Raw genomic sequence first — 25,720 nt, 5'->3', positions numbered from 1 at the left:
TCAGACTCCCCTTTTTTCCATTCGCTCGGTCACCGATTTCGGTAACCACGTCAGCGCTTCAGTCAAAGCCGATTCAACCCACGGGCGGGTTTTCGCGCTCTGCCACCATTCGGTCCGACCCCCACCGAGCCAGAGCAAAATCTGGGCCGCAAGTAGGACCACGGCAACCCCGCGCGCCAAACCAAACCAAGCCCCCAAGAAACGGTCAAATGAGGCCAGCCCGCTGATTTTGAGCACTTCACCGAGGAGCACCCGAAGTAATGCGCTCACGAGAAAGACCACGAGCGCGAGCAGCAGCCCCCCCGCCACCCAGCGAAGGCGGGGATCGTGAAGGGCATCGGCAAAAAGGAGCTCCCCCAACGCTTCGCCCCACAACCAACCGGCAAAGAGCGCTACGCCCCACGCTGCAAGCGACAGGAGCTCAGCGACAATTCCACGCCAAATCCCGACAATCACCGACAGGAGCACGACGCCCACCACCACGAGATCAAACGGGTTCATCGTCCAACCCGCTGAGCACCCACCTGAGGTTTGCCGCCGATCACCCGAGCGACCTTTTCAGCAGCTGCATCGGCCTCATCTTTACTGACAAAGGGGGCGACACGGACGCGATACCATCCCCCCTCGCCCGCCATCAGGTAGGCAGAGAGCTTTGCGGCACGTAGTCGCGCGACCACCTCTGCAGCCTGCGTTTCACTTTTATAGGCGCCCGCCTGGACATACCAAAACTGGGTGAGCGGCTGCGTCGCAAAAAAACCCTGAAGCGCAGCCTGTGCTTTGGCACGGTCAAGGAGTTGCGGGACCGACCAGCGGGGCACTTCGCCGTGTGACGAGGCTACCGGTGGCGAGGGAACCGGTGACGTGGGTGCGGCTGAGGGCGCGGGGGATGTTGGTGCCGGAGGAGGTGTTGGAGGAGCCTTCTCTGCGAATTTGGCTGATGGAGAGGCCGGCGACTCACCGCCCCTTCCTCCCCCCTTCTCTGAACCGGTTGAAGGCATCGGCTTTCCTGCAGCAACCGGTTCACCCCCCTTTGGAGCGGAGTGGGAAGAAGCGGGCCCGTCGCCCTGTGAGGCCCCTTGGAGTGGCGCCTCCTCTCGATTGGCGGAAGGTGCTTCTCCAGAAGATTCGGGTATCACCTGGGTTGGCGGTGGGCCGTGCAAAACCACAGGGGGTTGCCCCTCGGTCACCAAACGGATCGTCGGCGAGGGAAGCGTTTCGGGCGGCTGGGAATCCATCACCCACGGCAACAACAGGGCACTCAGGATGAAGAGAAATAGCGTGCCAAAAAAACGGCGGCGCGCACGGACCAACGCTTCGCTCACAGGAGGCGCTGCGCCGTCGGTCATCGATTCGTTGAGCGCACGCTGTTGCGCCATGCAAGGGCCCGTCCAACCAGAGAGAAGGAACCGAAAACGATAATTTTATCATCGGGGCCCGCTTCCCGGATCGCCCGTTCCAGCGCCGCTTCGACCCCTTGAGCGATCGCGACGTTTCGGACACCGGCTGCGCGTGCGAGTGGCTCAAGCGCCTCAGCACTCTGCCCGCGCACCCCAGGAGTAGGCACAAGCCACCACCGGTCGACGTGCGGAGCGAGCTGTGCGACCATCTCGTCCGCCGGTTTGTCGCGGTAGCAGCCAAAGATCGCCGTCGTCGGTGTCGGCATCCGGAGTGCGGTGAGATTCTCCGCCAACGCCGCCGCCGCCTGCCGGTTGTGGGCGACGTCAAGGATCACGAGGGGTCGCCCCGGCAGGATCTGGAATCGTCCTGGAAGCTCGGCAGTCAAAAGCCCCTCCCGTACCGCCTGCTGCGCAACGGGGAAGCGCTCGCTGAGAAGCGCAACGGTCATCAGCGCTGCCGACGCGTTGTGCCACTGCCCCGCGCCGCGGAGCGCCGGAGCAGGGAGTCCGACGCGCTGGCCGTGCGTTCGTGACCACCAACGCCATTGCGTCCCTTGCTCTTCGAAGCCGAACTCCTCGCCGAAGCAAAAGAGCGGCGCACCAAGGGTGTGCGCGGTAGCAAGAACGCTTGCGGGGGGAGCGGGATCGGCCACCACCGCAGGACGGTGAGGGCGAAAGATGCCCGCTTTCTCACGACCAATCGCCTCGCGGTCCCCCCCCAACCACTCTTGGTGGTCGAGATCGACCGTCGTGATGATCGCGACATCGGGGTCGATGAGATTGACGGCGTCGAGCCGTCCCCCCATCCCGACTTCGAGGATCACCACGTCGAGCGGCGATTGGGCGAAGTGCCAGAGTGCGGCGAGCGTCCCGAATTCGAAATAGGTGAGCGGCACGGCACCGCGCGCCGCCTCAACCGCGTCAAAGGCGGCAATGAGCGCGCGCTCGTCGATTTCGCGCCCGTCGATCCGGATCCGCTCGGTGTAGCGGACCAAATGAGGCGAGGTGTAACACCCAACTCGGTAGTGGGCAGCGCGGTAGATCGCGTCGAGGTAGGCGCAAGTCGACCCCTTGCCGTTAGTTCCGGCGACCGTCACCACCGGATGGGGAAAGGGGCGCGCCCCCCAGAGCCGCTCCCAGACAGTGCGGACCCGATCCAGGCCCAACACCATCCGCGCTTCGCCCCCCCGCGCCTCGAGAAGCGCCAACCACGCTTCGACGCTTTGGGGTCGATCACCGTCGTGCGCAACCGGCACGGCGTTCTGCTGCGCTTCAGTCATGAGACGCTACTGGCTTGTTGTGCTGATGATCGGCGGGCAATGGCCAACGTCAGGCTCGGAAAGAACCCCCTGCGCCGAAGGAGGGAGAAGCATCCGCAACGTCCGTGATGCCCAGCTCCGCAGCTCCCGCCGGTCGACGACCGCGTCGATCGCCCCTTTCTCAAGGAGAAATTCGGCGCGCTGGAACCCTTCCGGGAGCTTTTGCCGCACCGTCTGTTCGATCACCCGAGGCCCGGCAAAACCGATCAGCGCCCCGGGTTCCGCGACCACCAGATCTCCCATGAAGGCGAAACTCGCCGACACCCCTCCCATCGTCGGGTCGGTAAGGACGGAGAGATAGGGGAGATGTGCATCTGAAAGCCTCGCCAGCGCCGCGTTGGTCTTCGCCATCTGGAGGAGCGAGAAGAGCCCCTCCTGCATCCGCGCCCCGCCACTCGCGGCGATCGAAACGAATGCCGCACCCCGGGCGATCGCCTCACGCACCCCCCGCACGAAACGCTCGCCAACCACCGACCCCATCGAGCCGCCGAGAAACTGGAATTCGAACGCCGCGGCGACAACCGGAACGCCGTCAATCGTCCCAGCGATCACCACGAGGGCATCCTGTTCCCCTGTGGCACGCTGCGCCTCTTTCAGCCGCTCGCTGTAGCGCTTACTGTCCTTGAATCGCAGAGGGTCACTCGGGCGAACGTCGCTCCCGACCTCCACCCGCCCCTCTTTGTCCAAGAGCGCATCGAGCCGCGCCCGCGCACCCAACCGGTGGTGGTGGCCGCATTGCGGACAGACGCGAAGGTTGGCGTCGAGGTCAGCGGTGTAGAGCACCGCTTCACACCCTTCGCATTTGGTCCACAGTCCCTCGGGAACACTCTTGCGCGCGCTGCCAGTCACCCGGCGAATGCCCGGGGGAATGATCTTGTCTAACCAGTTCATCGCTGATCCCTCTCCTCTACACCGGCAACGGCGTCGATCGCCTGGCGAAGCGATGCGACGAGCGCCGCCGCGACCCGCTCAGCATGGTCTGGATCGGCTTCGATCGCTTCGATCAGACGGCTACCGACGACCACCGCGTCGGCGACCCGCGCAACAGCTTGGGCCGACGCGGGGTCTTTCACCCCGAAACCCACCGCAATGGGCATCGACGCCCACTGGCGCAACAGGGCGAGCTTCTCCGCTACTTCTTGAACGTCGAGGTGGCCGGCGCCCGTCACCCCGGTCAAAGAGACGTAGTAGAGGTAGCCCCGCCCCAATCGCCCCGCGGCCTGCACCCGTTCGGGTGACGAGGTAGGGGCGAGGAGAAAGATCGGAGCGAGACCCGCTGCAGCCATCCGTGTCGCCGGCTCTTCCGCCTCTTGCGGCGGGAGATCGACAGTAAGCACCCCGTCGACGCCGACTTCGGCAGCCTTGGCGACGAACTGCGCCCACCCCATCGCCTCGATCGGGTTGAGATAGCCCATCAGCACCACTGGGGTCGATGGGTCGTTGGCGCGAAACTCGGCGACCATCGCGAGCGTCTTGGCCAACGTCTGGCCGTTCGCGAGCGCCACTTCGCTCGCGCGCTGGATCGTTGGACCGTCGGCCATCGGGTCGGAAAAGGGAACGCCGAGCTCGATGAGGTCGGCTCCTGCCGCAACGAGCGCGTGCATGAGGGAAACGGTCTTTTCCGGACGGGGAAAGCCGGCAGTGACAAAGGGAATCAGCGCTTTTTGCCCCTTTTTTGCGAGCTCAGCAAAAGCGCGGTCGATGCGGTGAGGTCGTGCGTGGTTCATAGCGTGATCCCAGATCGTTGCGCTACTGTGGCCATATCTTTGTCGCCACGGCCGGAGAGGTTGACCAGAATGATCTTCTCTTTCGGAAGGGTCGGCGCGAGTTTCGCCGCATAAGCGAGCGCATGGGACGACTCGAGCGCAGGGATAATTCCCTCGTAGCGGCAAAGGGCGTGAAATGCGGCAAGCGCCTCGTCGTCGGTCACCGCGACATACTCGGCGCGCCCCGTCTCCTTGAGCCACGCATGCTCGGGCCCGACACCAGGGTAGTCGAGCCCCGCCGAGATCGAGTGGGTCGAGAGGATCTGTCCGTCACTGTTTTGGAGGAGATAGGTTCGGTTGCCGTGGAGCACCCCCGGGCGGCCCGCGGAGAGACTCGCAGCGTGCCGTCCCGTTTCGATCCCTTCGCCCGCGGCCTCCACCCCAATGAGGCGCACCGACGGTTCAGTAATATAGGGGTAGAAGATCCCCATCGCGTTCGACCCCCCGCCGACACAGGCGATCACGTAGTCGGGTTGCCTGCCGGCCACCTCCGGCATTTGGCGGAGCGCCTCTTGTCCGATGACCGCTTGGAAATCGCGCACCATCATCGGGTAGGGGTGGGGTCCCGCGACCGTACCGATGATGTAAAAGGTATCGTGAACGTTGGTCACCCAATCGCGCAACGCTTCGTTGAGCGCATCCTTGAGCGTTTTGGAACCGGAGTGGACCGGCACCACCTCGGCGCCGAGGAGTTTCATGCGGTAGACGTTGGCCGCCTGCCGTTGGACATCTTCGGCCCCCATGTAAACGACGCACTTGAGGCCAAAGCGCGCGGCGACTGTAGCGGTCGCTACCCCATGCTGGCCTGCGCCCGTTTCGGCAATGACCCGGGGCTTACCCATCCGCCGAGCCAGGAGCGCTTGCCCGATGCAGTTGTTGATCTTATGCGCGCCGGTGTGGTTGAGGTCCTCCCGTTTGAGGAAGATTTGCGCCCCGCCGAGCGCCTCCGACCACCGTTTCGCGTGGTAGATCGGGGTCGGCCGGCCGACGTAGTGGGTGAGATCCCGTTCGAATTCGGCACGAAAGAGGGGATCGTTTTTCGCCTCTTCATAGGCAGCGGTGAGCGCTTCGAGCGCCGGAATGAGCGTCTCGGCCACAAAGACACCACCGAAGGGCCCGAAATGGCCCCTCGCGTCGGGGTAGTTGTAGGGTTGTCCTGCGGCAAATGGATGGGGGGCGGACATCGTATCTCCTTATGGTGCGTGCGACGATAGAGCGAGCGCTTATTCGGCGTTGCGCACTGCTGCGACGAATTGCGCGATTTTACCGCGATCTTTTACCCCTTTACTGGCCTCGACGCCGCTACTGACGTCGACCCCCCAGGGGCGGACTGCAGTGATCGCTTCGCCGACGTTCGCCGCGTTGAGGCCGCCGGCCAAAATCAAGGGACGCTCGCGCTCTTCGGGGGTGGGAAGGCGCGACCAGTCGAAGGTCTCGCCGCTTCCGCCAAAACCTTGGGTCGGAGTGTCGACGAGCCAGCCGCTCGCGTCGGGGTAGTCGGCCATGCGCGCCAACAGAAGTTCAGCTGTGGGGGCAGCGGGAAAGGCCTTGAGGTAGGGACGGGCAAACTGGCGGCAGAACTCGGGCGATTCAGTGCCGTGAAACTGGAGCATCGCCGTCGGGAGCGCGGTCGTAACCGCGGTGACCAGTTCCGGGTCGGGGTTGACGAAGAGCGCGACCACCGAAACAAACGGGGGAAGGTCGCGACAGAGCGCCGCCGCCGCTGCGACCGAGACAGCGCGAGGGCTTGGGGGGTAGAAGACAAAGCCGAGCGCGTCAGCCCCGAGCGCCGCTGCCGCAGCGACATCCTCAGCCCGGGTGAGGCCGCAGATCTTGATCCGGATGCGGTGGGGTGTTGCGACCATCAGCACTCCTCCCAATCATTCATCGCCAAGTGGGGTATTCGGATGATTCGGCCGTTGCCAGGAAGTTCCGGGCGGAAACCGTAATCGACTCCGCAGAAGTAGAGACCGTCGGCCATGAAGGTGGGCGCGGCGCGAGTGCGGTCGCGTGCGGCCAGCAGCTCATCAACCCACTGCGGGGGCGCTGCCCCTTTGCCGATCGTCACCAGGGTACCGACGAAGTTGCGCACCATGTGGTGGAGAAAGCCGTCGGCTTCGAAATCGAAGGCAAAGCCGCCCGGCATGGGACGAACGTCGGCGACCGTCACCGTGCGAATCGGCGAGCGGGCTTGGCACTCGGCGGCACGAAACGCACTGAAGTCGTGGGTTCCAAGCAGCCGCTTCGCGGCCTCGGCCATCGCCACCGCGTCGAGCGGCCGGTGGAACCACCCGACCTTGCCGACCCACTGCGCCGGCGGCGTTGCGCCAACAAAGAGAAGGTAACGGTAGCGCCGTGCTCTGGCCGAAAAACGGGCGTGAAAATCCCCTTCGACCTGCTGCGCATGCCACACCGCGATCCCGGGCGGAAGATGGGCGTTCACCCCCCGCACCCAGGCGGAAGGGGGGCGGCGCGCCGAGGTATCGAAATGGACCACCTGAGCGAGCGCATGGACCCCAGCGTCAGTCCGACCGGCACAGATCAGACGCACCGAGTGGCCGGCAATCGCCGCGACCGCTTTTGCGAGGTGGTCGTGTACCGTGGCTCCCGACGGCTGACTCTGCCAGCCGTGGAAGCGCTCACCAGCGTAGGCGACAACCAACAGCCACCGCTCGGTTCCGTGCATTACCGGTTCGTCTCCGCTTGGGGGTTCGGTGAAGGGTCTGTCGGCGGAAAGCTTGCGGCCTCCCCCTCTTCGAGCCACTGCGGGAGCTGCCGCCAATCGCGAAGGCGAATGGGGCGGGCGGCGATCTCATCGAGCAGGTCAAGGATGAGTGCAAGGCGCACCGCAAAGCGGTCGAGCGGGACGCCCAGCCAAACGAGTGGGGTGAAGGCGCGGTAGAGGGCGCGCGGCTGTTCGGCAATCGGGAGCCACAAAAACCAAAAGACCAACCACGCCACCAGAGCGACGAGACGCAACCCATGTTCCAGAGCGAGCGTGAGTCCTTCGTAAGTCGGCATCAGCGGCACCGCAATCGGGAGGATTGCTGTTCCTGGCGTGAGCCAACCGAAGAGGAGAACGATACTCACCACGATCCACCGGATACGCCGCAAGAGCCTCAGCAGGCGCCCGCGATCGAACCAGGCGGCACCTGCGACCGTCCCCGACGTGATGACCAGGAGCGTTGGTAGCGCCGAGACCGTCTGAAGGAGAAGCGCCCCGGCGATCCAGAGCCACACTCGCAAGGGATAGGGGATGGACGCGGGTTCACTCACTGGGGCAGTTGGGCCAAAAGCTCCTCCGCTTTCGCCTTCGCTTCAGGGGTACCGTCGCGCATCACCTCCTCCAGAAGCTCGCGTGCCCCCTCAAAGTCTTCCATATCGAGATAGGCCTGCGCGAGCTGGATCCGGCTGTCGTCGATCTCACGATCAGGTTCCCCTTCCCCTTCGGCGATGACGGTCCCCAAATCGACGTCAGGAAGATCGGAGAGGTCCAGTTCGGAATCGCGCGGCTGTTTCTCTGGGGGCGGTTCCTCAGCGGCACCCGAAGGTTTGAGTAATTCTGGCGCAGGGGAAAACTCCGGCAGAGACACCTCCTCAGCCGCAGGGGGTGGAGCAGTCGCCTCTTTCTCGACGTCGGGCGCAAAATCGAGGTCGAGATCGGGAAGGGTGATCTCCTCGGCAACTTTCTCTGCCGCTGGCGGGGTAGACTCCAGGTCGAGGTCGAAGTCGAGATCGAGGTCGAGTTTGGGCTCCTCTTCGGCGGCGGGTTGCTCAGGGTGCGACGGCGTCTCAGCAACGGGCTCAGGCTGCGCGGTCGTCTCGGGTGCTGCGGGAAGCTCAAGCTCGAGGGGAATTTCGAAAGAGACCGCTGGTTCTTCTGCGCGCTGCGGCGCTTCGGGTTCCTCCTGCGGCGCTTCCGGCAGATCGCGCCCCAGGGTGAAGTCGAGCGCTTCAGGCTCCGAGGCAACCGGCTGCTCGGCTGGTGGGTTCGTTTGCTCTTCCATCGGCAACATGGAGGGAGGAGGCGCTGACTGCTCCTCGTCGAAGGCGAGGATCTCTTCCTCCTTATCCGCCGCTGCCGAAACCGTTCGTTGCCACTTTTCCGGAACGGGACCAAAAAAGCGTTCGTGAAGGGCCAGCCCCCGCTCCCAATCCTTGCCACTTTGACCCGTGAGGGCAGCAAGGAGACCGAAGTAGTGGTCGAAGTGGTCGCGGTCGCCCCGTTTTCCGTAGATTTCAAGAAGTTTCAACGGAATCTGTGGCCGGTTGGGTGTCTCTTTGAGCGCATCGAGGAGGATCTCTTCAGCCTGCTGGTCCCGGTCGTAGGCGAGCAACACCTCCGCTTCGGTCACCGGGTCGATCCCCTCATCGGCTTGAAGAGCGTTGAACGCCACCTGGGTAAAATCGGCACCGAGGATACTCGCGGAGGTATCGACCTCTTGTCCCGATGCAGCGGTGAGGCGGGACGGAGTGGGTTCGGGGGAGAGCGTTTTGAGCTCACTGGGCTGCGGTTGCGAAGCAGTGGTCACGGTCGCTGTTGGGGTTGCGGGCACTTCAGCTTGAGCCTCCGCCGCTGCAACCTCCCCTTTTTCTTTGCGGCGGCGAAGAAGAAGCGCCGCAAGCAGTAGCAGCGCCCCGCCCCCGCCGGCAAGAAGGAGCGGCTCTTCGAGCACAAAGTCGACGATGCTGGGTTCCACCGAGCGGGAAGGCGGGGTGGGTGCCGCTTCCTGTGGGGTACGCTCTTTCGCTGCGGTAGGAGGTGGCGCAGGCTCCCGAGCCGCCTCTTTGGCTGGGGTTGGCGCAGCGGGGGTAGATTCAGCTTGCTGCGGCGGCTCAGCAGGCGGCTGTGCGGACGCCTTCTCTGGGGAAGCTTTCTTCTCTCCCTGAAGCGCCACCGCACCACTACTCTGTTGCTGCAGTTGCGCGAGGAGCGCCGACTGGACCTCGAGCAGTTGCGACATCTTCGCCAACTGTCGTTCCAGTTGCGCGATACGTTCTTGTGTCTCTTGCAGATTGGCTTTCAACGCGAGCCAATCCTCGATTGGGACTGTTTCGCCCCCCTTCTGACCCCCTTGAGCACTTCGCGCGGCCTTCCCTGCGTCGATTAGCCGCGTCGGCTGAACTTCAACCTGGTCGGCGGGCTTCAGCGCGTCCTGGGGAGCGGTTACCTCGGCGCGAGAGACCACCTTCCCTTTCGCCGCGCTTCCCTCAAGGGCAGCAACCTGGGCGGGCGTTGCCGCAACCTGCTGCTGATGACGGGCAAAGGAACGGACCTGGGTGCGAAGCACCGAGCGGGCTTCACTCACGGGGATCGCAGCCAACTCGTCGGGCGACGGCAACCGCAAGCGGGCACCGGCTTGGAGCCGGTTCATGTCTTTGGCGATGAACGCCTCGGGGTTTTTCTGCCACAACGCGTAGAGGACTACCTCAAGGGGAACGCCTGAGGGTTGTACCTCGCGCGCGATCTGCATCAACGTCTCGCCGGCCTTAACTGTGCGACCCTCCGCAGTCGTAACAGGCGCAGCACGCTCAAAAGATGCCGCCGCCTTGAGCCGCTTCTCCACGCCCGCCGGAAGCGCTACCGGACGCGCGACAATGGGCTGAGCAGGCAACGCGTATTCCGGAGGATCGATGAGGATCGCATATTCACGCAGGATCCGCCCACCGTTCCAACGCAGATCAAGGAGCACATTGACAAACGGCTCGCGGACCGGTTCGTTGGTTTTGAGTTCAACCGCCCAACCGGCACCCTGACGAATCAGCCTTGCCTTGAGCTGGGGAAGGAGGGGCGATGGGGTAATTCCCGCTTCACGGTACGCCCCCTCATCGGCGAGCCGGACCGCGAGCGAGCGCATCTCGCCCGCGTCCGCTTCGACGCGGACATAAGCGGTGAGCGGCTCCCCCAAGCGGGAGACGACGTTGAGTTCGCCGAGCGTCGCCGCAAAAGCCGACGAAAACGCCCACCCACTTGCCATGAGGGCAACCCACTTTTTCACCCTTTGATGCGGAGTACCCACGCCTCTCTCCCAGTTTCGGGGCGATCCTACCCGCGCGCTTCCAGCAGAATGCGTAACATCCGACGAAGGGGCTCAGCCGCCCCCCAGAGGAGCTGGTCCCCCACCGTAAAGGCGCCGAGGTATTCCGGCCCCATCGCAAGTTTATGGAGCCGCCCGACGGGCACGGTGAGCGTCCCCGAGACCGCGGCGGGGGTGAGCTCCCGTTCGGTCACCTCGCGCTCGTTCGGCACCACTTTCACCCAGGCGTTCGCCTGAGCAATCAGCGACTCGATCTCGGTTAACGGCACATCGCGCTTGAGCTTGATCGTCAGCCCCTGCGAGTGGCAGCGCATCGCGCCGATCCGGACACAGAGCCCGTCGATCGGGATCGAACCGGGCGAGCGAAACGGGGGAAGCCCAAGAATCTTGTTGCACTCTGCCCCCCCTTTCCACTCCTCTTTCGACTGGCCGTGTTCCACCGGCACGTCGATCCAGGGAATGAGGCTCCCTGCCAACGGCACGCCGCGAAAGTGCTCGGTGGGGAAGTCACTCGAGCGCATCGTTTCGGTCACTTTCCGGTCGATCGCCAGAATCGCCGACGCCGGGTCACGCAACTCAGCTTCCACCGCTTGGTAGAGGCGGCCCATCTGCAGCAGCAGCTCGCGCATGTTCTGCGCCCCAGCACCTGATGCCGCCTGATAGGTCATCGAGCTCACCCACTCGACGAGTTCCGCTCGGAAGAGACCGCCGATCGCCATCAACATGAGCGAAACGGTGCAGTTCCCGCCGATCCAGTCCCGCCCTCCTGCGGCGAGCGCGCGATCGATCACCGCGCGGTTCACCGGGTCCAGGATGATCACGGTGTGCGGTTCCATGCGCAGCGTACTCGCCGCGTCGATCCAGTGCCCCTGCCAACCCGCGTCACGAAGCGCATGATAGACCCGTTTGGTGTAGTCGCCCCCCTGACAGGTGATGATGATCTCGGTGCTCTTGAGCGCGTCGAGATCATAAGCGTCCAGAAGCGGCGACTCGGGCACAACGCCCCCGAAGGTGGGCGCCGCTTGCCCCGCTGCCGAGGTCGAAAAATAGACCGGTTCGATCAGCGCGAAATCCCCCTCTTCGCTCATCCGCTGCATGAGGACCGAGCCGACCATCCCGCGCCAGCCCACCAATCCCACCCGAGGTTTTGCCATGTTCTCTCCTTTTCGAACCTGTTACGAGAGCGCCGCGACCACTGCGTCGCCCATTTCGCTCGTACCCACCACCCGCTCGCCGGCAAGGGCGATGTCGCGCGTCCGCACCCCTTGCGCGAGCACGCGACGCACCGCCGCTTCGATCGCTCGCGCCTCCTCTTCCCAGCCGAAACTGTAGCGCAACATCATCGCCGCCGAAAGAATCGTCGCGAGCGGATTGGCTACCCCCTGCCCGGCAATATCCGGCGCTGAGCCGTGGCACGGTTCATAAAGCCCTTTGCCCGTTTCGTTGAGCGACGCCGAAGGCAGCATCCCGATCGAACCGGTCAGCATCGCCGCTTCATCAGAGAGAATATCACCAAACATGTTGCCGGTTACGATCACGTCGAACTGCTTCGGCGCACGCACGAGCTGCATCGCGGCATTATCGACGAGCATGTGGGTGAGCGTCACGTCGGGGTATTCGGGGGCGAGCTCGTTCATCACGTCGCGCCACAGTTGCGTCGTCTCGAGCACGTTCATCTTGTCGACGGAGCAAAGCATCTTGCGCCGTTTGCGCGCGGCTTCAAACGCGATCCGGCCGATGCGGCGGATCTCGCTCTCGGAATAGATCATCGTGTTGAACCCGACCCGCTCGCCCCCGCGCACTTCAATCCCCCGCGGTTCGCCAAAATAGATGTCTCCGGTGAGCTCGCGAACGATCAGGAGGTCGAGCCCAGCGACCACCTCGGGCTTCAAGGTCGACGCCGCGGCAAGTTCCGGGTAGAGCGTCGCTGGCCGGAGGTTGGCAAAAAGGTTGAGCGCTTTGCGAATCGCCAAAAGCCCCCGTTCGGGACGCAGGGGGCGGGCAAGGGTGTCCCACTTCGGCCCACCGACGGCGCCCAGTAACACCGCGTCGGCCTCTTCTGCAAGTTGCCGTGTCGCTTCGGGAAAGGGGTCACCCGCTGCGTCTACCGCGGCACCACCGATGAGCGCCGTCTCGAACTCGAGCGGCAGCTTCATCGCCTTCAGCACTTTGACCGCTTCGCCGACAATCTCCGGGCCGATCCCGTCGCCGGGGAGAACGCAGACCTTTTTCGTCGCTCGCATCAATCATCCTTTCGTCGCAAAGTAGAAGGGAAAGCGCTTGCGGTACTCCGCCTCAAAAGCACGGATCTCGTCGGCGTGACGCAGCGTCAGGCCAATTTCATCCCACCCGTTCAAGAGGCACTCCTTGCGGAACGGGTCGATCGCGAAGGTGAGCACCGTTCCATCCGGTTTCGTGACCGTTTGCGCCGCGAGGTCGATGCGCAGCCGGTAACCCGGCGTCGCTGCGCATTCGGCAAAGAGGTCACTCACCGTCTCAGGGGGGAAGGTAATGAGGAGGAGCCCATTCTTGAAGCTGTTGTTGTAAAAGATATCGGCAAAACTCGGGGCGATGATCGCGCGGAAACCGAAGTCGACGAGCGCCCACGGCGCATGTTCGCGCGAGCTCCCGCAACCGAAATTTTCCCGGGCAAGGAGAATCGTCGCCCCGGCATAACGCGGTTGGTTGAGGACGAAGTCGGGGTTTTTCGGCCGGCGAGAACAGTCCATCCCCGGCTCACCGCGGTCGAGATAACGCCACTCGTCGAAGAGGTAGGGGCCAAAGCCGCTACGGCGGATCGACTTGAGAAACTGCTTCGGAATAATCGCATCGGTGTCCACGTTGGCGCGGTCCAACGGAGCGACGATCCCTTCATGAACGGTAAAAGGTTGCATCAGAGACTCCGCACATCGACGAAATGACCAAAGAGCGCTGCGGCAGCGGCCATCGCTGGGCTGACGAGGTGGGTGCGCCCGCCCGGACCCTGCCGCCCTTCGAAATTGCGGTTGGAGGTGGAGGCACACCGCTCACCCGGCTGCAGCTGGTCGGGGTTCATCCCCAGGCACATCGAACAGCCCGGCGCCCGCCATTCAAACCCTGCGGCGCGAAAGATGCGATCGAGCCCCTCGGCTTCCGCTTGCGCCTTCACCGCACCCGAACCGGGGACGACGAGCACCCGTTTCACCTGCTCCGCCTTCCCTCGTCCCACCTTTTGCACCACCCTCGCCGCCTCACGCAGATCTTCGATCCGCGAATTGGTGCACGAGCCAATGAAGACCTGATCGACGGCGATCTGGGTGATCGGCGTACCGGGTTGCAACCCCATATAGGCCAACGCCCGCCGCGCGGCGTCCCGTTTGACCGGATCGGCAAACGAATCGGGATCGGGAACAGCGCCCTCGATCGTCGTCACCTGTTCGGGGTTGGTTCCCCACGTCACCATCGGGGCAACCGTCCGCGCGTCGATCGTCACCTCCCGGTCGAAGCGGGCGTCGGCGTCACTCTGGAGCGTTCGCCAATAGGCAACCGCCTCGTCCCACAGCGCTCCTTTCGGGGCAAGCGGCTTGTCGGCGAAATAGTCGATCGTCCGGTCGTCTGCTGCAACCATCCCGACCCGCGCGCCCGCTTCGATCGCCATGTTGCAGATGGTCATCCGCCCTTCCATCGAGAGCGCAGTCACCGCAGGGCCAGCGAATTCGATCGCGTGGCCGGTACCGCCCGCCGTGCCGATTTGGCCGATGATCGCCAGAATCAGATCTTTGGCGGTGACACCAGGGGAGAGTGCACCTTCTGCCCAGATGCGCATGTTCTTCGACTTCTTCGCGACGAGACACTGGGTTGCGAGCACGTGTTCGACCTCAGAAGTCCCGATGCCGTGCGCGAGGCACGCAAAAGCCCCGTGGGTTGAGGTGTGGGAGTCGCCGCAGACCACCGTCATCCCCGGCAGCACCGCGCCGCTCTCCGGGCCGATCACATGGACGATCCCCTGCCGCGCATCGCGATAGGGAAAGTAAGCGAGTGCCCCAAAGGAGCGGATGTTTTCGTCGAGGGTCACCACCTGTTCGCGCGAGATCGGGTCGCGGATCTCCACCTCACCGGGATCGGTTGGGACGTTGTGGTCGGCAGTGGCCACCACCGAGTCGACGCGCCACGGTTTTCGCCCCGCCAAACGCAACCCCTCAAAGGCTTGCGGGCTCGTCACCTCATGGACAAGGTGGCGATCGATATAAAGAAGCGCCGTTCCATCCGGGTCTTGCCGGACGAGATGGGCGTCCCACAGTTTATCGTAAAGTGTCTTGCCTGCCATCCCAAGTTCCTTGTATGTCGTCGTGCAATTATTCCACACCATCGCGCTGTGTGGCAAATCGTGGGGCGCGCAGCGCACTCTGCGTCGCGGCAAAGAGCCCGACGAGCGCGGCGAGTGCCGACGCGGTGAAGGTCCAACCCGGACCTGCTGCAGTCCAGACCCAACCGGCAAGCGCAGAACCGACCATCCCACCCAAGCCAAACGAGAGGGAGCTATAGAGTGCCTGCCCGAGGGCCGGTGCGCGGGCGCCAAACCAGGCGTTGATGAGCTGCACCGCGCACCCATGGTAGAGCGCAAAGGTGACTGCATGAAGCGTCTGCGCCACCACCACCCAGAGTAACGCGTCGGCCCACCAGCCGATCAGGAGAAAACGGCCGGCGGCGATAGCAAAGGTGGCGACAAAAGGCCATCTCACCCCCCAGCGCGCCGTCAAGCGGGGCAAAAAAAAGAAGAGGACGATTTCGGCGACCACCCCGAGCGCCCATAGAAAACCGACCATCGTCTTGCTGTAGCCAAGCAGCGTCAAATGGAGCGAAAAGAAGGTGTAGAGCGCCCCGTGCGCCACCGACATGAGAGAAGCGGCCAACAAAAACCAGACGATCTGGGGTTCACGCCACCACGCAAACCGCGCTCGCCCCACCCCCGTCGCTGCCGGGTGTTCCCATTCGGGAAGCGGCAACGTCCAGCCACAGAGCGCAAGCAGCAGCAGCACCGCAATGATCCAGTGGCGGAGCGTGGCTATGGGCATCACCTCCAGCCAAATGCCGATTCCGACCACCGCGGTGATAAATCCGATCGACCCCCAGAGGCGAACGAGTGGATAGCGCCGCACCTCTCGCCCCAAATGGGCGAGCGTCATCGCCTCAAAGAGCGGTAACGCCCCACTCCAGAAGAAAGCCACCACGCCGACCGCAGTGAGCGAAAGCGCGACCTCTTCCGAAAAATAGAAGAGCGAAAAGCCTGCCGCAGCGGCAAGGGGCGCCCAGCGGACCACCTGCCGCATGCGGTCGAAGCGCGAGCCGGCCCAGAGCGACCAGAGGGTAGGCGCGACGACGCGTGCCCCTTGCATCACCACCATCAACGCGGCGATCGACGCCGCGCTCCACCCGATCGCGTCGAGGTAGAGCGGAAAATAGGGGGAGAAGATACCGATGAAGGCGAAATAGAAGAGCTGGTAGCCGGCAAGCGGCCAAAAGGGGAAGTCGCGCCGGTTCATGGAATCGAAGGGACGCTACCCCTCAGGAAGCGGAAAGGGCAACACGCCGTCGGGCGCGACCCCTGCAATCGGCGCAAGCGGCGGCGTCACGTCGCCACACTGGGCGCGATGGCGCAGCGCCTGGTCGATCAGCACGAGCGCGAGCATCGCCTCGGCGATCGGCGTTGCGCGCAGCGCCACACACGGGTCGTGGCGACCGGTCGTCACCACCTCGGTCGCCTCACCCGTCACCGTGATCGACCGCTTCGGGATCCGGATGCTCGAGGTCGGTTTGATCGCCAAATGGACGATGATCGGTTGCCCCGTGCTGATTCCACCGAGTGTCCCCCCGGCGTGGTCGCTGAGGAAGCCCTCGGGGGTGAGCTCATCGCCATGTTCGCTGCCATGCTGCGCGATCACCGCAAACCCGTCCCCGATCTCGACCCCTTTCACCGCGTTGATCCCCATCATCGCGTAGGCGATCTCGGCGTCGAGCTTGCCAAAAACAGGTTCGCCCCACCCCACCGGGACATTGGTCGCCACGACGGTGATCTTCCCGCCCACGGAATCACCCAACCGCCGCAGACCATCGAGGTAGTTTTCGAGTTCCGGCACGATGTCGGCATTTGGCGCAAAGAAGGGGTTGCGGTCAACCTCCTCCCAGGAGACGAACGGGATCGCAATCGGCCCCATCTCGGCGAGAAACCCACGAATGACGACGCCAAAGCGTTCGCGCAGCCACTTTTTCGCGATCGCCCCTGCGGCGACCCGCGCCGCCGTCTCCCGCGCTGACGCTCGCCCGCCACCGCGATAGTCGCGCACGCCGTACTTCATGAGATAAGGGTAGTCCGCGTGTCCAGGACGAAAGGTTGCAGCGATTTTGGCGTAATCCTTGGAACGCTGATCTTCATTGCGAATCAGTAGCGCAATCGGCGTTCCCGTCGTCACCCCGTCGAAAATGCCCGAAAGGATCTCGACCTGGTCCGACTCGCGACGCTGAGTGACGAAACGGCTCGTGCCAGGCTTGCGGCGGTCGAGCTCGTGTTGAATCTCCTCGGCGGAGATCGCAAGACCCGGCGGGCAACCGTCGATCACACACCCCAACGCCGGGCCGTGCGATTCGCCGAAGGTCGTCACCCGAAAGAGATGGCCAAAGGTGTTGCCACTCATCGTTCTTCCTGTGCTGTGCCACTTCGGCGATTATCGCACGGAGTCAGCGGAAGAACCGCTCGGCCTGGACAAAGACCTCGTGGTCGGCGTGGTGCTGCCGCACCGAGCGGACATCGACCAATTTTTCCAATTGCTTGATCAACTGCTCCAGTCGCTGATCGGCAAAGACCAAGAGCCAAATGCGGCTCACCGTCCCATCCGGTAACGGCATACAGAGAATCCCCTCCACGTTGAAGGCGCGCCGGGCAAAAAGCCCGACGATATGGCTCATCACCCCCGGATGGTTGTTCACCTCCAATTCGAGCACCCGCTTCTCAAAGCCACTCACGGGTAACGGTTCGGCCACCTGTTCGATCATCATTCTCTCCTTATCCCCAAGTTTCACATGCTCACGCCTCGATCATCTCCGTATTGGCCGCGCCGGGGGGGACCATCGGATAGACAAAGGCGTCGGCGTCGATCGGGCAGCGGATGAAGAGGGGTCCGGGGGTCGTGAGCGCCTCAGCGAGGGCCACTTTGGGGTCGGTGGTGGTATCGAGGTCGAACGCCGGCACGCCAAATCCGCGCGCGATGGTGACGAAATCGACACCGTGGCTGTAGCGCGATGCGATGATCCGCTCGCCATAAAAGAGGCTCTGCTGCTGATAGACGAGTCCCAGGGTGCGGTTGTCGAGCAAAACGATCTTGACGTTGAGCTGCCACTCCGCGAGGGTCGCCAGCTCCTGAATGTTCATCTTGATGCTGCCGTCCCCGGTAAACAGCACCACGGTGCGGTGTGGTTCGGCAAGCGCGGCGCCGATTGCGGAGGGCAAACCAAAACCCATCGTCCCAAGCCCCCCCGAGGTGAGCCACTGCCGCGGACGGCGCAGCGGATAGGCTTGCGCAGCCCACATCTGATGCTGCCCGACGTCGGTCACGACCACCGCTTCGTCGTCGAGCACCTCCGCCACCGCAGCGATGAGGCCGTATGGGCTGCGCACGTCGTCGCGGCCCGGCATCGCCAGCGGGTAGCGCGCCTTCAGCGCCGCAACGTGCGACAGCCACCGCTTACGCATCGCCGGTTGCACGCGGGGAAGCAACGCCGCAAGCGCCTCCTTGACGTCGGCATGAACGGCAACGAAGGGCGTTTTGATCTTGCCGAACTCGGCCGCGTCGATGTCGATGTGGATGATCTTGGCGTGGGGAGCAAAGGCGCTCGCTTTGCCCACCGCCCGATCGTCGAGCCGGGCGCCGACCACCACCAGGAGGTCGCTCTCCTGAACCGCAAAGTTGGCATAGCGCGCTCCGTGCATTCCGAGCATCCCCAGAGACAGGGGGTGGTCACTCGCCATCGCGCCGAGTCCCATCAGCGTCATCACGGTAGGCATCGACGCCTGCTCGGCGAGCGCCACCGCAAGGGGAGCAGCACCGCTCGCCACCACCCCACCCCCCAGGTAGAGCACCGGGCGTTCGGCGCTGTTGATCAACGCCGCGACTTGGTTGATCACCTCGGGGTCGAGCGCTGGCCCCGGCGCTCTTTCCCCCGGTTCCGGCCAATGTTCGAAGCTCACCCGCTGGTTCTGCACATCCTTCGGCACGTCGATGAGCACCGGCCCCGGCCGGCCACTCTGGGCAAGACGAAACGCGGTCGGAATCACCTCGAGGAGCTCGGCTGCCGAACGGACGAGGAAATTGTGCTTGGTGATCGGGATCGACATCCCATAGACGTCGACCTCCTGAAAGGCGTCGGTTCCAATCATCGCCAGCGGCACTTGGCCGGTGATCGCGACGAGCGGAATGGAGTCGAGATGCGCGTCGGCAATCGCGGTGAGGAGGTTGGTCGCGCCTGGGCCGCTTGACGCGACACAGACTGCGGGCTTGCCGGTGACCCGGGCGATACCCTGCGCGATGAACCCAGCCCCCTGTTCGTGGCGCGCGAGGATATGGCGAATCGTTCCGCGCTGGGCTAACGCGTCGTAGAAGGGCAGAATCGCCCCGCCCGGGATACCGCTGATCTGCTCGATCCCTTGCCGCTCGAGTAGCCGCACCATCAACTCGGCACCGGTCATGGTCTCCATTTTGGCTCCCTAAAAATAAAAAACCCCGCCGGCGGACCGGAGGGGTTTGGGTTTGACGTGGTAACTTGAGACTACACGACCCCCCTCCGGCCCGGTGGCAGGCTTACGACTACACCTACGACAGCGCGGAGGGAGTGGTCAGACATCCAACAACTCTTCTATATGAGTGACGATCTCTTTATACCACAGACGGAAGAGGAAAGCAAGAGGCAGCCCGCTCATTCCCGCCGCCGCGACCAGGGGCGGCGCCACCCTTCCCCTTTCTCCTCATGCCATCGACTCATCCGGGTCAAGGCAGCGGCCACTTTGGCCGAAAGCGATTGGGCGCCGGAAAGGGGAAGGCCGGTGAGAATCGCCGCGGCTTCGTCTAGTGTTTGAACCGTCCAGAGATGAAAACGCCCAGCTCGAACCGCTTCAACGACGGGGGCGCGGAGCATCAAGTGGTGGCGGTTTGCGGCAGGCAAAACCACCCCCTGGGAGCCATCTAGCCCCAACGCTTCACAGACGGCGAACCACCCCTCGATCTTTTCATTGATCGCGCCCACCGTTTGGACCTCACCAAACTGGTTGATCGAACCGGTAACCGCGATCGACTGGTGGAGCGGCACCTCGGCAATCGCCGAGAGGAGCGCGAGCGCCTCGGCAAGCGACGCCGAATCGCCCTCGACAAACCCGTACGACTGCTCGAGCGCAATCGTTGCCGAGAGGGCAAGCGGCCGTCTCCGGCCATAGCGGCCGCTGAGGAAAGCGGCAAGGATCATCACCCCTTTGCTGTGGATCGCCCCGCCCAGTTCGGTTTCACGCTCAATGTCGAGCACTTCCCCTTCGCCGCCGATCCGGACCGACGCAGTGATGCGCATCGGGTGGCCGTAGGCGATCTCGCCGCTTTCAAAGACCACCAAGCCGTTGATCTGGCCGACGCGGGTGCCGCTTGTCGCGATCAGGTGTTCGCCGCGGCAAATTGCCTCCAGGGTTTCGCGCCACGCTCTGCCCGTGCGGGCGAAGCGCTCCGCGACCGCCTCTTCGACATCCTCCCGCGTCACCTCCCCCCGCCCCGCCTCGACGGCAATCGCCGCCGCTTCGTGAAGGAGCCGAGCGAAGTGGCCGACCGTCAGGAGCAGACGCGACTGATCCTCGGCAGCGCGCGCTGCCTCTTCGAGCGTTCGCGCAACGGCGCCGACGCTCACGGGAACCGGCAGGCGATCGGCCAGCAATTGCCTCAAGAGCGCCCCGTAGCGCGCCTCGTTCTCGACGGTTCGCAGCGCCACCTGTTCCAGCTCGATCACCCAGGGGAAAAAGGAGGAGAAGGTCTCGTCGAGGGCCAACAGCGTCTCGTAGGTCGCCGGTGTCCCAATCACCACCACCTGCCCCGTAAAGGGGATCGGGTCAGGGGTCAGGAGCGGCAGAGCCCCCCACCGTTCGCGATCAGGAGGAGGGGTAATCTCGATGCGCCCGGTCGCCAGCGTCTTTTTGAGTGCCGTCCACAGGTCGCGGTCGGTGAGGAGCAGATCACCATCCAGGATGAGAAACCCTTCTGCTGCCCGCACCAGAGCACCTGGGCGAATGTGGCGGTGGTGGGAGATCCGTTCGCCATCGACCACTTCGCTTTCGATCCACCCCACGAGGGTGGTGTGGGTGAGCGCCTCATCCATCACCACCTCGGGCAGGTCCGACGCCTCATGGCCGACCAAAAGGTGGGGCATCAACTGGTCGAGGAGATCGGTATCGATGCTCACCTCATCGTCGTCTTCGACGAGCCAAGGGCGCGCGCCGTCAAGCAGCTCGCGTTCGAGCGCCTCGAGAAAGGTGATGGCCTCGGGGTAAGTGGCGAAGGTCTCACGGAGCGGGGTCAGGAGATGGCTGGCAACGGGGGTCAGGGCGTCGCGCTCGGCAGCCCGTATCGCCCGAGCGAGCGCCTCATCCCACGCAGGAAAGTGCGCCAAAGTCTCAGCAAGCCGCTCACGCCAGGTGGCGACACGCGACTCCCACCTCCGCCGCTCCTCCTCAGGGAGCGCAGCGAACGCTTCGGGGCTGAAGGGGTTGCCGTCACGATCGATGGGGACAAGCGCCCAACCGTCGTCGGTGGCGATGAGCTTCAACCCCTCCTTTTCGCAGCCACTGCTGATCGCGTCGAGCGCGCGGCGCTCCTCGCCGTGATACCGGTCACGGAGCTGCGTCACCCTTTCGCGATGGGATTCGGCGCGCAGCGCGTTCGTCACCAGTTCGGGGAGCTTCCGGATGACATCTGCAAGCGCCGCAGCAAAGGCGCTGCCGCTGCCCGCCGGCAGACGCAACAGTTGGGGTCGCAGCGGATCGTCAAAACGGGGAAGGTAGAGGAGATCGTGAGGGGGTTTGCGCCGCGCTGCAGCAACACGGATCGCCTCGCGGGCGATCGCCCGACGGCCGAATCCAGGCGGAGCCAGGAGAATGGCGTGGCCGCGCGCGGGGTCGGCAAGCGCCCGCTGAAGCATCGCCCATGCGCGCTCTTGCCCGACAAAAGGGGGCGGCGCGGCGGCGCTCACCGTCAAAGTGGCAGGGTCGGTTGCGCGGTAGAGACTGTCACTCGTCAATCGCTCCATTGCGGCGAATGTAGCACGAATGTGCCATAATCGTTTGCATCTTGGAACGCCACACTGGAGGTGCCATGGCCGAGGCGCTGCGTCACGATCCGCTTGCGGAAGTCGCCACGATCCTCCCGATCCCCCCTTACGCGGGAGCGCTCACCTCCCCCCAACGGGACCGACATGCGCGGCCGCTCGCTGACCTGCGCATATCGGTGACCGACCGCTGCAACTTTCGCTGTACCTACTGCATGCCCCGCGAGGTCTTCGACCACTACACCTTTTTGCCGCGGCGCGAAATTCTCACCTTTGAGGAGATTGAACGGGTCGCGCGCGTATTTGTCACCCTGGGAGTGCGCAAAATCCGCATCACGGGGGGCGAGCCGCTGTTGCGCAAGGACCTGCCGCACCTGATCGCCAAGCTGGCGGCGCTGCCGGTGGAGCTCACCCTGACGACCAATGGCGTCCTGCTCCCCAAATTGGCCGCAGAGCTGAAAGCGGCAGGGCTCCGCCGGGTCACGGTAAGTCTCGACGCTTTGACCCAGGAGACCTTCGAGAAAATCGCCGACGTGCGGCTGCCGGTTGCGCGCGTGTTGGAGGGGATCGACGCAGCCGTTGCCGCGGGGCTCACTCCGGTCAAGGTGAACATGGTAGTCAAACGGGGGGTGAATGACCACGAAATCGTTCCCATGGCCGAACATTTCCGGGGCACCGGCGTGATTCTCCGGTTCATCGAGTTCATGGATGTCGGGACAACCAACGGCTGGCAACTCGACCACGTCGTCCCCGCCAAAGAGCTCCTCGAGGGAATCAACCGCCGCTGGCCGATCGAACCCCTGGAACCCAACTATTTCGGCGAGGTCGCCGAGCGGTGGCGCTACTGTGACGGCGGCGGTGAAATCGGGGTGATCGCTTCGGTTACGCAACCCTTCTGTCGCGGCTGCACGCGGATGCGGCTCTCCACCGACGGCAAGCTCTTCACCTGCCTCTTCGCCGACCAAGGCTACGACCTGCGGTCGCTCATTCGCGGCGGCGCTTCGGACGAGGAGCTCGCGCGGGCGGTTGCGGGCATCTGGTCGCTGCGGGGGAACCGCTACTCGGAGCTGCGCACCGCCGCTACCCCCCCCCGCAAACGGATCGAGATGTCCTACATTGGGGGGTAACCCCCCATCACCAGGCCGTTCGCCCAGGATCGCCGTTACGTGAGGTGTTCGACCCGCAGCTTCACGATCGGATCGAGGACAAACGGCAAGCTGCGAATCGCTGCGAGTGCCGCGTCGATCGCCCGCTCTTCGGTTTCGTGGGTGAGCATCACCAGCTCCGCCCGCTCATTCTGGGGCTCTTTCTGGACCAACGCGGCGATCGACACCTGCTCTGCCGCGAGCTCGCGGGTAATCTCCGCAAGAACCCCCGGCTGATCGGCGACGGTCAACCGCAGGTAGTAGCTGGAGCGGCACGCCGCAATCGGTAACGCAGTGAGCGGTTGCATCTGGTCGGGCTGAAACGCGAGGTGGGGCACACGGTTTTCGGGGTCGGCGGTATGGAGCCGCGTGACATCGACGAGATCGGCAATCACCGCGCTCGCAGTCGGCTCGGAACCGGCCCCTGGGCCATAGTAGAGGGTCTGCCCGACGGCATCGCCTTTGACGAGCACCGCGTTCATCGCCCCCGAGACGCTGGCCAGGAGATGCTCTTTGGGAATGAGGGTGGGATGGACCCGCAGTTCGAACCCTTGCTCACGCCGCTTCGCGATCCCGAGGAGCTTGATGCGGTATCCCAACGCTTCGGCGTGAGCGACGTCGCGGGCGTCGATCGCGGTGATCCCCTCGATGTACGCCTTGTCGAACTGAATCGGCACACCAAAGGCAAGGGACGCCAAGAGCGTCGCCTTGTGCGCGGCGTCGATCCCTTCGATGTCGAAGGTGGGGTCGGCTTCGGCGTAACCGAGTGCCTGCGCCTCTCGGAGCGCGTCGGCAAACGAGAGCCCCCGCTGATCCATCTGGGTGAGGATGTAGTTGGTGGTGCCGTTGATGATCCCGGCCACCCATTCGATGCGGTTCGCGGCAAGCCCTTCCCGCAGCGCTTTGATGATCGGAATGCCGCCCGCCACAGCCGCCTCGAACGCGACCATCACCCCCTTATTTTGCGCCGCGGCAAAGATCGCGTCGCCATGGACCGCAAGGAGCGCCTTGTTTGCCGTGACCACATGTTTCCCGTTGGCGATCGCCGCGAGCACGAGCTCTTTGGCCACGCCGTAACCGCCAATCAATTCGACGATGATGTCGATCTCCGGGTCGCTCACGAGCGCAAAGGGGTCAGAGGTCACCGTCACCCCTTGCCGAAGAGCCGTTTCGCCCACCACCTTCTGGGCGTGTTCCACGTTACGGTCGGCGACCGCAACGATCGCAATCGGACGCCCGGCGCGCCGCGCGATCTCGTCAGCGTTGCGCGCGAGTACCCGCCAGACGCCACTTCCTACCGTACCGATGCCCAATAACCCCACACGGATCGCTTTCATTATTCCTTCCCTTCCTTTTGGGTCAAGATCACCTGATGGCGCCGCCGAAAGCGGTCACAGAAGCGCGCGATCCGCTCGATCGCGTCGCGCAAATCGTCTTCGTGCGGCAAAAAGACCATGCGAAAATGGTCGGGGTTGGGCCAGTTGAACCCCGTCCCCTGCACAACCAACACCCGCTCCTCTTCAAGGAGCTCAAGAACAAACTGCTGGTCGTCGACGATCGGGTAGATTTTCGGGTCAAGGCGCGGGAACATGTAGAGTGTCGCCTCGGCCTTTACCGCATGAACCCCTGGAATCGCATTGAGCAGCTCGTAGGCGACGTTGCGCTGCCGCGTCAACCGCCCGTTGGGCGCAACGAGCTCCTGGATGCTCTGATAACCCCCGAGCGCCGTCTGAATCGCCATCTGCCCTGGGACGTTGGAGCAGAGCCGCATCGAGGCGAGGATGTTGAGCCCTTCGATGTAATCTTTCGCGTGGCGCCGTTCGCCCGAAAGGACCATCCACCCGGCACGGTAGCCGCACGAGCGGTAGTTTTTCGACAGCCCGTTGATCGTAATGAAGAAGACGTCGTCGGCCAGCGACGCAATCGAGGTATGGCTCCTCCCATCGTAGAGCATCTTGTCGTAGATCTCGTCCGCGAAGACGATCAGTTGATGTTCGCGCGCAATCTCGACAATACCCTCGAGGATCTCGCGCGGATAGAGCGCGCCGGTGGGGTTGTTGGGATTGATAATGACGATCGCCCGGGTCTTGTCGCTCACCTTCTTGCGGATGTCCGCAAGGTCCGGATACCAGTTGGCCGCTTCGTCACAGAGGTAGTGGCGCGGTTTCCCCCCCGCAAGCGACACCGCAGCTGTCCACAACGGGTAGTCGGGTGACGGCACGAGCACCTCGTCACCACTCTCCAGTAGCCCCTGCAGGCTCATCACGATGAGTTCAGAGGCACCGTTCCCGAGATAGACATCTTCGACGTCGACCCCGACGACCCCTTTGGTCTGCATATACTGCACCACCGCTTTGCGGGGTGCAAAGAGCCCTTTGGAGTCGGTATAGCCACTTGCCTCGCGGAAATTGCGGATCACATCGACGACGATCTCCTCAGGGGGCTCGAAACCGAACGGTGCCAAGTTGCCGATGTTGAGCTTGATGATCCTATGCCCCTCGGCTTCCATCTCTTTGGCGCGCTCAAGGACCGGTCCCCGGATGTCGTAGCAGACATCATCGAGTTTCGACGATTTGAGGATCGGCCGCCATGGGCGGTCGGTGTCGAGTGCCACGAGTTCCTCGACCGAAGCGGCGGTTGGGCCATCCCCAGCAACCGGCATCGGCACCTTGGGCAGCGGAACTTCGGCGGGTTTCATCGTGGCACTCCTCTTGGCGAAAACGGGGCAAG

The 25,720-nt window shown here is 63.9% G+C and carries 22 protein-coding genes; 1 reads left to right on the top strand and 21 read right to left on the bottom strand.

The features are described from left to right. The 19 genes from ACYQ6T_RS01380 to ACYQ6T_RS01290 all read right to left on the bottom strand — a co-directional run bounded on the left by ACYQ6T_RS01380 (window position 1) and on the right by ACYQ6T_RS01290 (window position 21,827). Window positions 1–501 carry a CvpA family protein gene (locus ACYQ6T_RS01380; protein WP_459826710.1) on the bottom strand — a complete coding sequence of 167 codons (501 nt, stop codon included), beginning with the start codon at window positions 499–501 and terminating at the stop codon, window positions 1–3. Next, window positions 498–818, bottom strand: coding sequence for an SPOR domain-containing protein (locus ACYQ6T_RS01375; RefSeq protein ID WP_459826708.1), 321 nt, complete (start codon window positions 816–818; stop codon window positions 498–500). The genes ACYQ6T_RS01380 and ACYQ6T_RS01375 overlap by 4 nt, the downstream gene beginning before the upstream one ends. Before the next feature lie 524 nt (window positions 819–1,342). After that, window positions 1,343–2,677, bottom strand: a complete 1,335-nt coding sequence (folC, locus tag ACYQ6T_RS01370) for a bifunctional tetrahydrofolate synthase/dihydrofolate synthase (RefSeq protein WP_459826706.1) — start codon at window positions 2,675–2,677, stop codon at window positions 1,343–1,345. Window positions 2,678–2,683: 6 nt separating this feature from the next. Further along, on the bottom strand, window positions 2,684–3,607 hold the full coding sequence (gene accD, locus ACYQ6T_RS01365; RefSeq protein ID WP_459826704.1) for an acetyl-CoA carboxylase, carboxyltransferase subunit beta: 924 nt from the start codon (window positions 3,605–3,607) through the stop codon (window positions 2,684–2,686). Continuing rightward, entirely contained in the window at window positions 3,604–4,443 is an 840-nt protein-coding gene (gene trpA, locus ACYQ6T_RS01360; protein ID WP_459826702.1) for a tryptophan synthase subunit alpha, read from the bottom strand. The genes accD and trpA overlap by 4 nt, the downstream gene beginning before the upstream one ends. Next, the gene (gene trpB, locus ACYQ6T_RS01355; RefSeq protein WP_459826701.1) at window positions 4,440–5,666 is read right to left on the bottom strand and encodes a tryptophan synthase subunit beta; all 1,227 of its coding nucleotides are present in this window, start codon (window positions 5,664–5,666) and stop codon (window positions 4,440–4,442) included. The genes trpA and trpB overlap by 4 nt, the downstream gene beginning before the upstream one ends. 39 nt (window positions 5,667–5,705) lie before the next feature. Further along, window positions 5,706–6,347: a phosphoribosylanthranilate isomerase gene (locus ACYQ6T_RS01350; RefSeq protein WP_459826699.1), complete on the bottom strand. Its 642-nt coding sequence runs from the start codon at window positions 6,345–6,347 to the stop codon at window positions 5,706–5,708. Next, on the bottom strand, window positions 6,347–7,168 hold the full coding sequence (gene truA / locus ACYQ6T_RS01345) for a tRNA pseudouridine(38-40) synthase TruA (RefSeq protein ID WP_459826697.1): 822 nt from the start codon (window positions 7,166–7,168) through the stop codon (window positions 6,347–6,349). The genes ACYQ6T_RS01350 and truA overlap by 1 nt, the downstream gene beginning before the upstream one ends. Beyond that, entirely contained in the window at window positions 7,168–7,758 is a 591-nt protein-coding gene (locus ACYQ6T_RS01340; protein ID WP_459826695.1) for an energy-coupling factor transporter transmembrane component T family protein, read from the bottom strand. The genes truA and ACYQ6T_RS01340 overlap by 1 nt, the downstream gene beginning before the upstream one ends. Further along, window positions 7,755–10,481, bottom strand: a complete 2,727-nt coding sequence (locus ACYQ6T_RS01335) for a motility hub landmark protein FimV (RefSeq protein ID WP_459826693.1) — start codon at window positions 10,479–10,481, stop codon at window positions 7,755–7,757. Before ACYQ6T_RS01335 ends, ACYQ6T_RS01340 begins: the two co-directional genes overlap by 4 nt. A gap of 47 nt (window positions 10,482–10,528) precedes the next feature. Further along, window positions 10,529–11,674 carry an aspartate-semialdehyde dehydrogenase gene (asd, locus tag ACYQ6T_RS01330; RefSeq protein WP_459826691.1) on the bottom strand — a complete coding sequence of 382 codons (1,146 nt, stop codon included), beginning with the start codon at window positions 11,672–11,674 and terminating at the stop codon, window positions 10,529–10,531. A 21-nt stretch (window positions 11,675–11,695) separates the two neighbouring features. Next, on the bottom strand, window positions 11,696–12,763 hold the full coding sequence (gene leuB / locus ACYQ6T_RS01325; protein ID WP_459826689.1) for a 3-isopropylmalate dehydrogenase: 1,068 nt from the start codon (window positions 12,761–12,763) through the stop codon (window positions 11,696–11,698). 3 nt (window positions 12,764–12,766) lie between these two features. After that, on the bottom strand, window positions 12,767–13,414 hold the full coding sequence (leuD, locus tag ACYQ6T_RS01320) for a 3-isopropylmalate dehydratase small subunit (RefSeq protein ID WP_459826687.1): 648 nt from the start codon (window positions 13,412–13,414) through the stop codon (window positions 12,767–12,769). Next, window positions 13,414–14,826, bottom strand: coding sequence for a 3-isopropylmalate dehydratase large subunit (gene leuC, locus ACYQ6T_RS01315; RefSeq protein WP_459826685.1), 1,413 nt, complete (start codon window positions 14,824–14,826; stop codon window positions 13,414–13,416). The genes leuD and leuC overlap by 1 nt, the downstream gene beginning before the upstream one ends. 28 nt (window positions 14,827–14,854) lie before the next feature. Further along, complete coding sequence (locus ACYQ6T_RS01310; RefSeq protein WP_459826683.1) at window positions 14,855–16,042, bottom strand: MFS transporter; 1,188 nt, start codon at window positions 16,040–16,042, stop codon at window positions 14,855–14,857. Window positions 16,043–16,057: 15 nt separating this feature from the next. Then, window positions 16,058–17,191 (bottom strand): chorismate synthase, encoded by a 1,134-nt coding sequence (aroC, locus tag ACYQ6T_RS01305; RefSeq protein WP_459826681.1) that lies wholly within the window; start codon window positions 17,189–17,191, stop codon window positions 16,058–16,060. Window positions 17,192–17,234: 43 nt separating this feature from the next. Beyond that, on the bottom strand, window positions 17,235–17,552 hold the full coding sequence (ilvN, locus tag ACYQ6T_RS01300; RefSeq protein WP_459826679.1) for an acetolactate synthase small subunit: 318 nt from the start codon (window positions 17,550–17,552) through the stop codon (window positions 17,235–17,237). Between the two features lie 28 nt (window positions 17,553–17,580). Continuing rightward, a complete protein-coding gene (gene ilvB, locus ACYQ6T_RS01295; RefSeq protein ID WP_459826677.1) occupies window positions 17,581–19,248 on the bottom strand; it encodes an acetolactate synthase large subunit in 1,668 nt (555 codons plus the stop codon). 218 nt (window positions 19,249–19,466) lie between these two features. After that, a complete protein-coding gene (locus ACYQ6T_RS01290) occupies window positions 19,467–21,827 on the bottom strand; it encodes an AAA family ATPase (RefSeq protein ID WP_459826676.1) in 2,361 nt (786 codons plus the stop codon). 65 nt (window positions 21,828–21,892) lie between these two features. Between ACYQ6T_RS01290 and moaA the strand changes: the two genes are divergently transcribed. After that, entirely contained in the window at window positions 21,893–22,972 is a 1,080-nt protein-coding gene (moaA, locus tag ACYQ6T_RS01285; RefSeq protein ID WP_459826674.1) for a GTP 3',8-cyclase MoaA, read from the top strand. 35 nt (window positions 22,973–23,007) lie between these two features. Here the strand turns inward: moaA and ACYQ6T_RS01280 are convergent, their stop codons facing one another. Together ACYQ6T_RS01280 and ACYQ6T_RS01275 are read right to left on the bottom strand one after the other, a co-directional pair. After that, window positions 23,008–24,327 carry a homoserine dehydrogenase gene (locus tag ACYQ6T_RS01280; RefSeq protein ID WP_459826672.1) on the bottom strand — a complete coding sequence of 440 codons (1,320 nt, stop codon included), beginning with the start codon at window positions 24,325–24,327 and terminating at the stop codon, window positions 23,008–23,010. After that, window positions 24,327–25,688 (bottom strand): pyridoxal phosphate-dependent aminotransferase, encoded by a 1,362-nt coding sequence (locus tag ACYQ6T_RS01275; protein WP_459826671.1) that lies wholly within the window; start codon window positions 25,686–25,688, stop codon window positions 24,327–24,329. Before ACYQ6T_RS01275 ends, ACYQ6T_RS01280 begins: the two co-directional genes overlap by 1 nt. Window positions 25,689–25,720: the final 32 nt, after the last annotated feature.

The sequence above is a fragment of the Hydrogenophilus islandicus genome, from assembly GCF_054657095.1.
The sequence above is the reverse complement of the archived record's forward strand: the minus strand, read 5'-3'. Positions and strand labels throughout refer to the sequence as shown.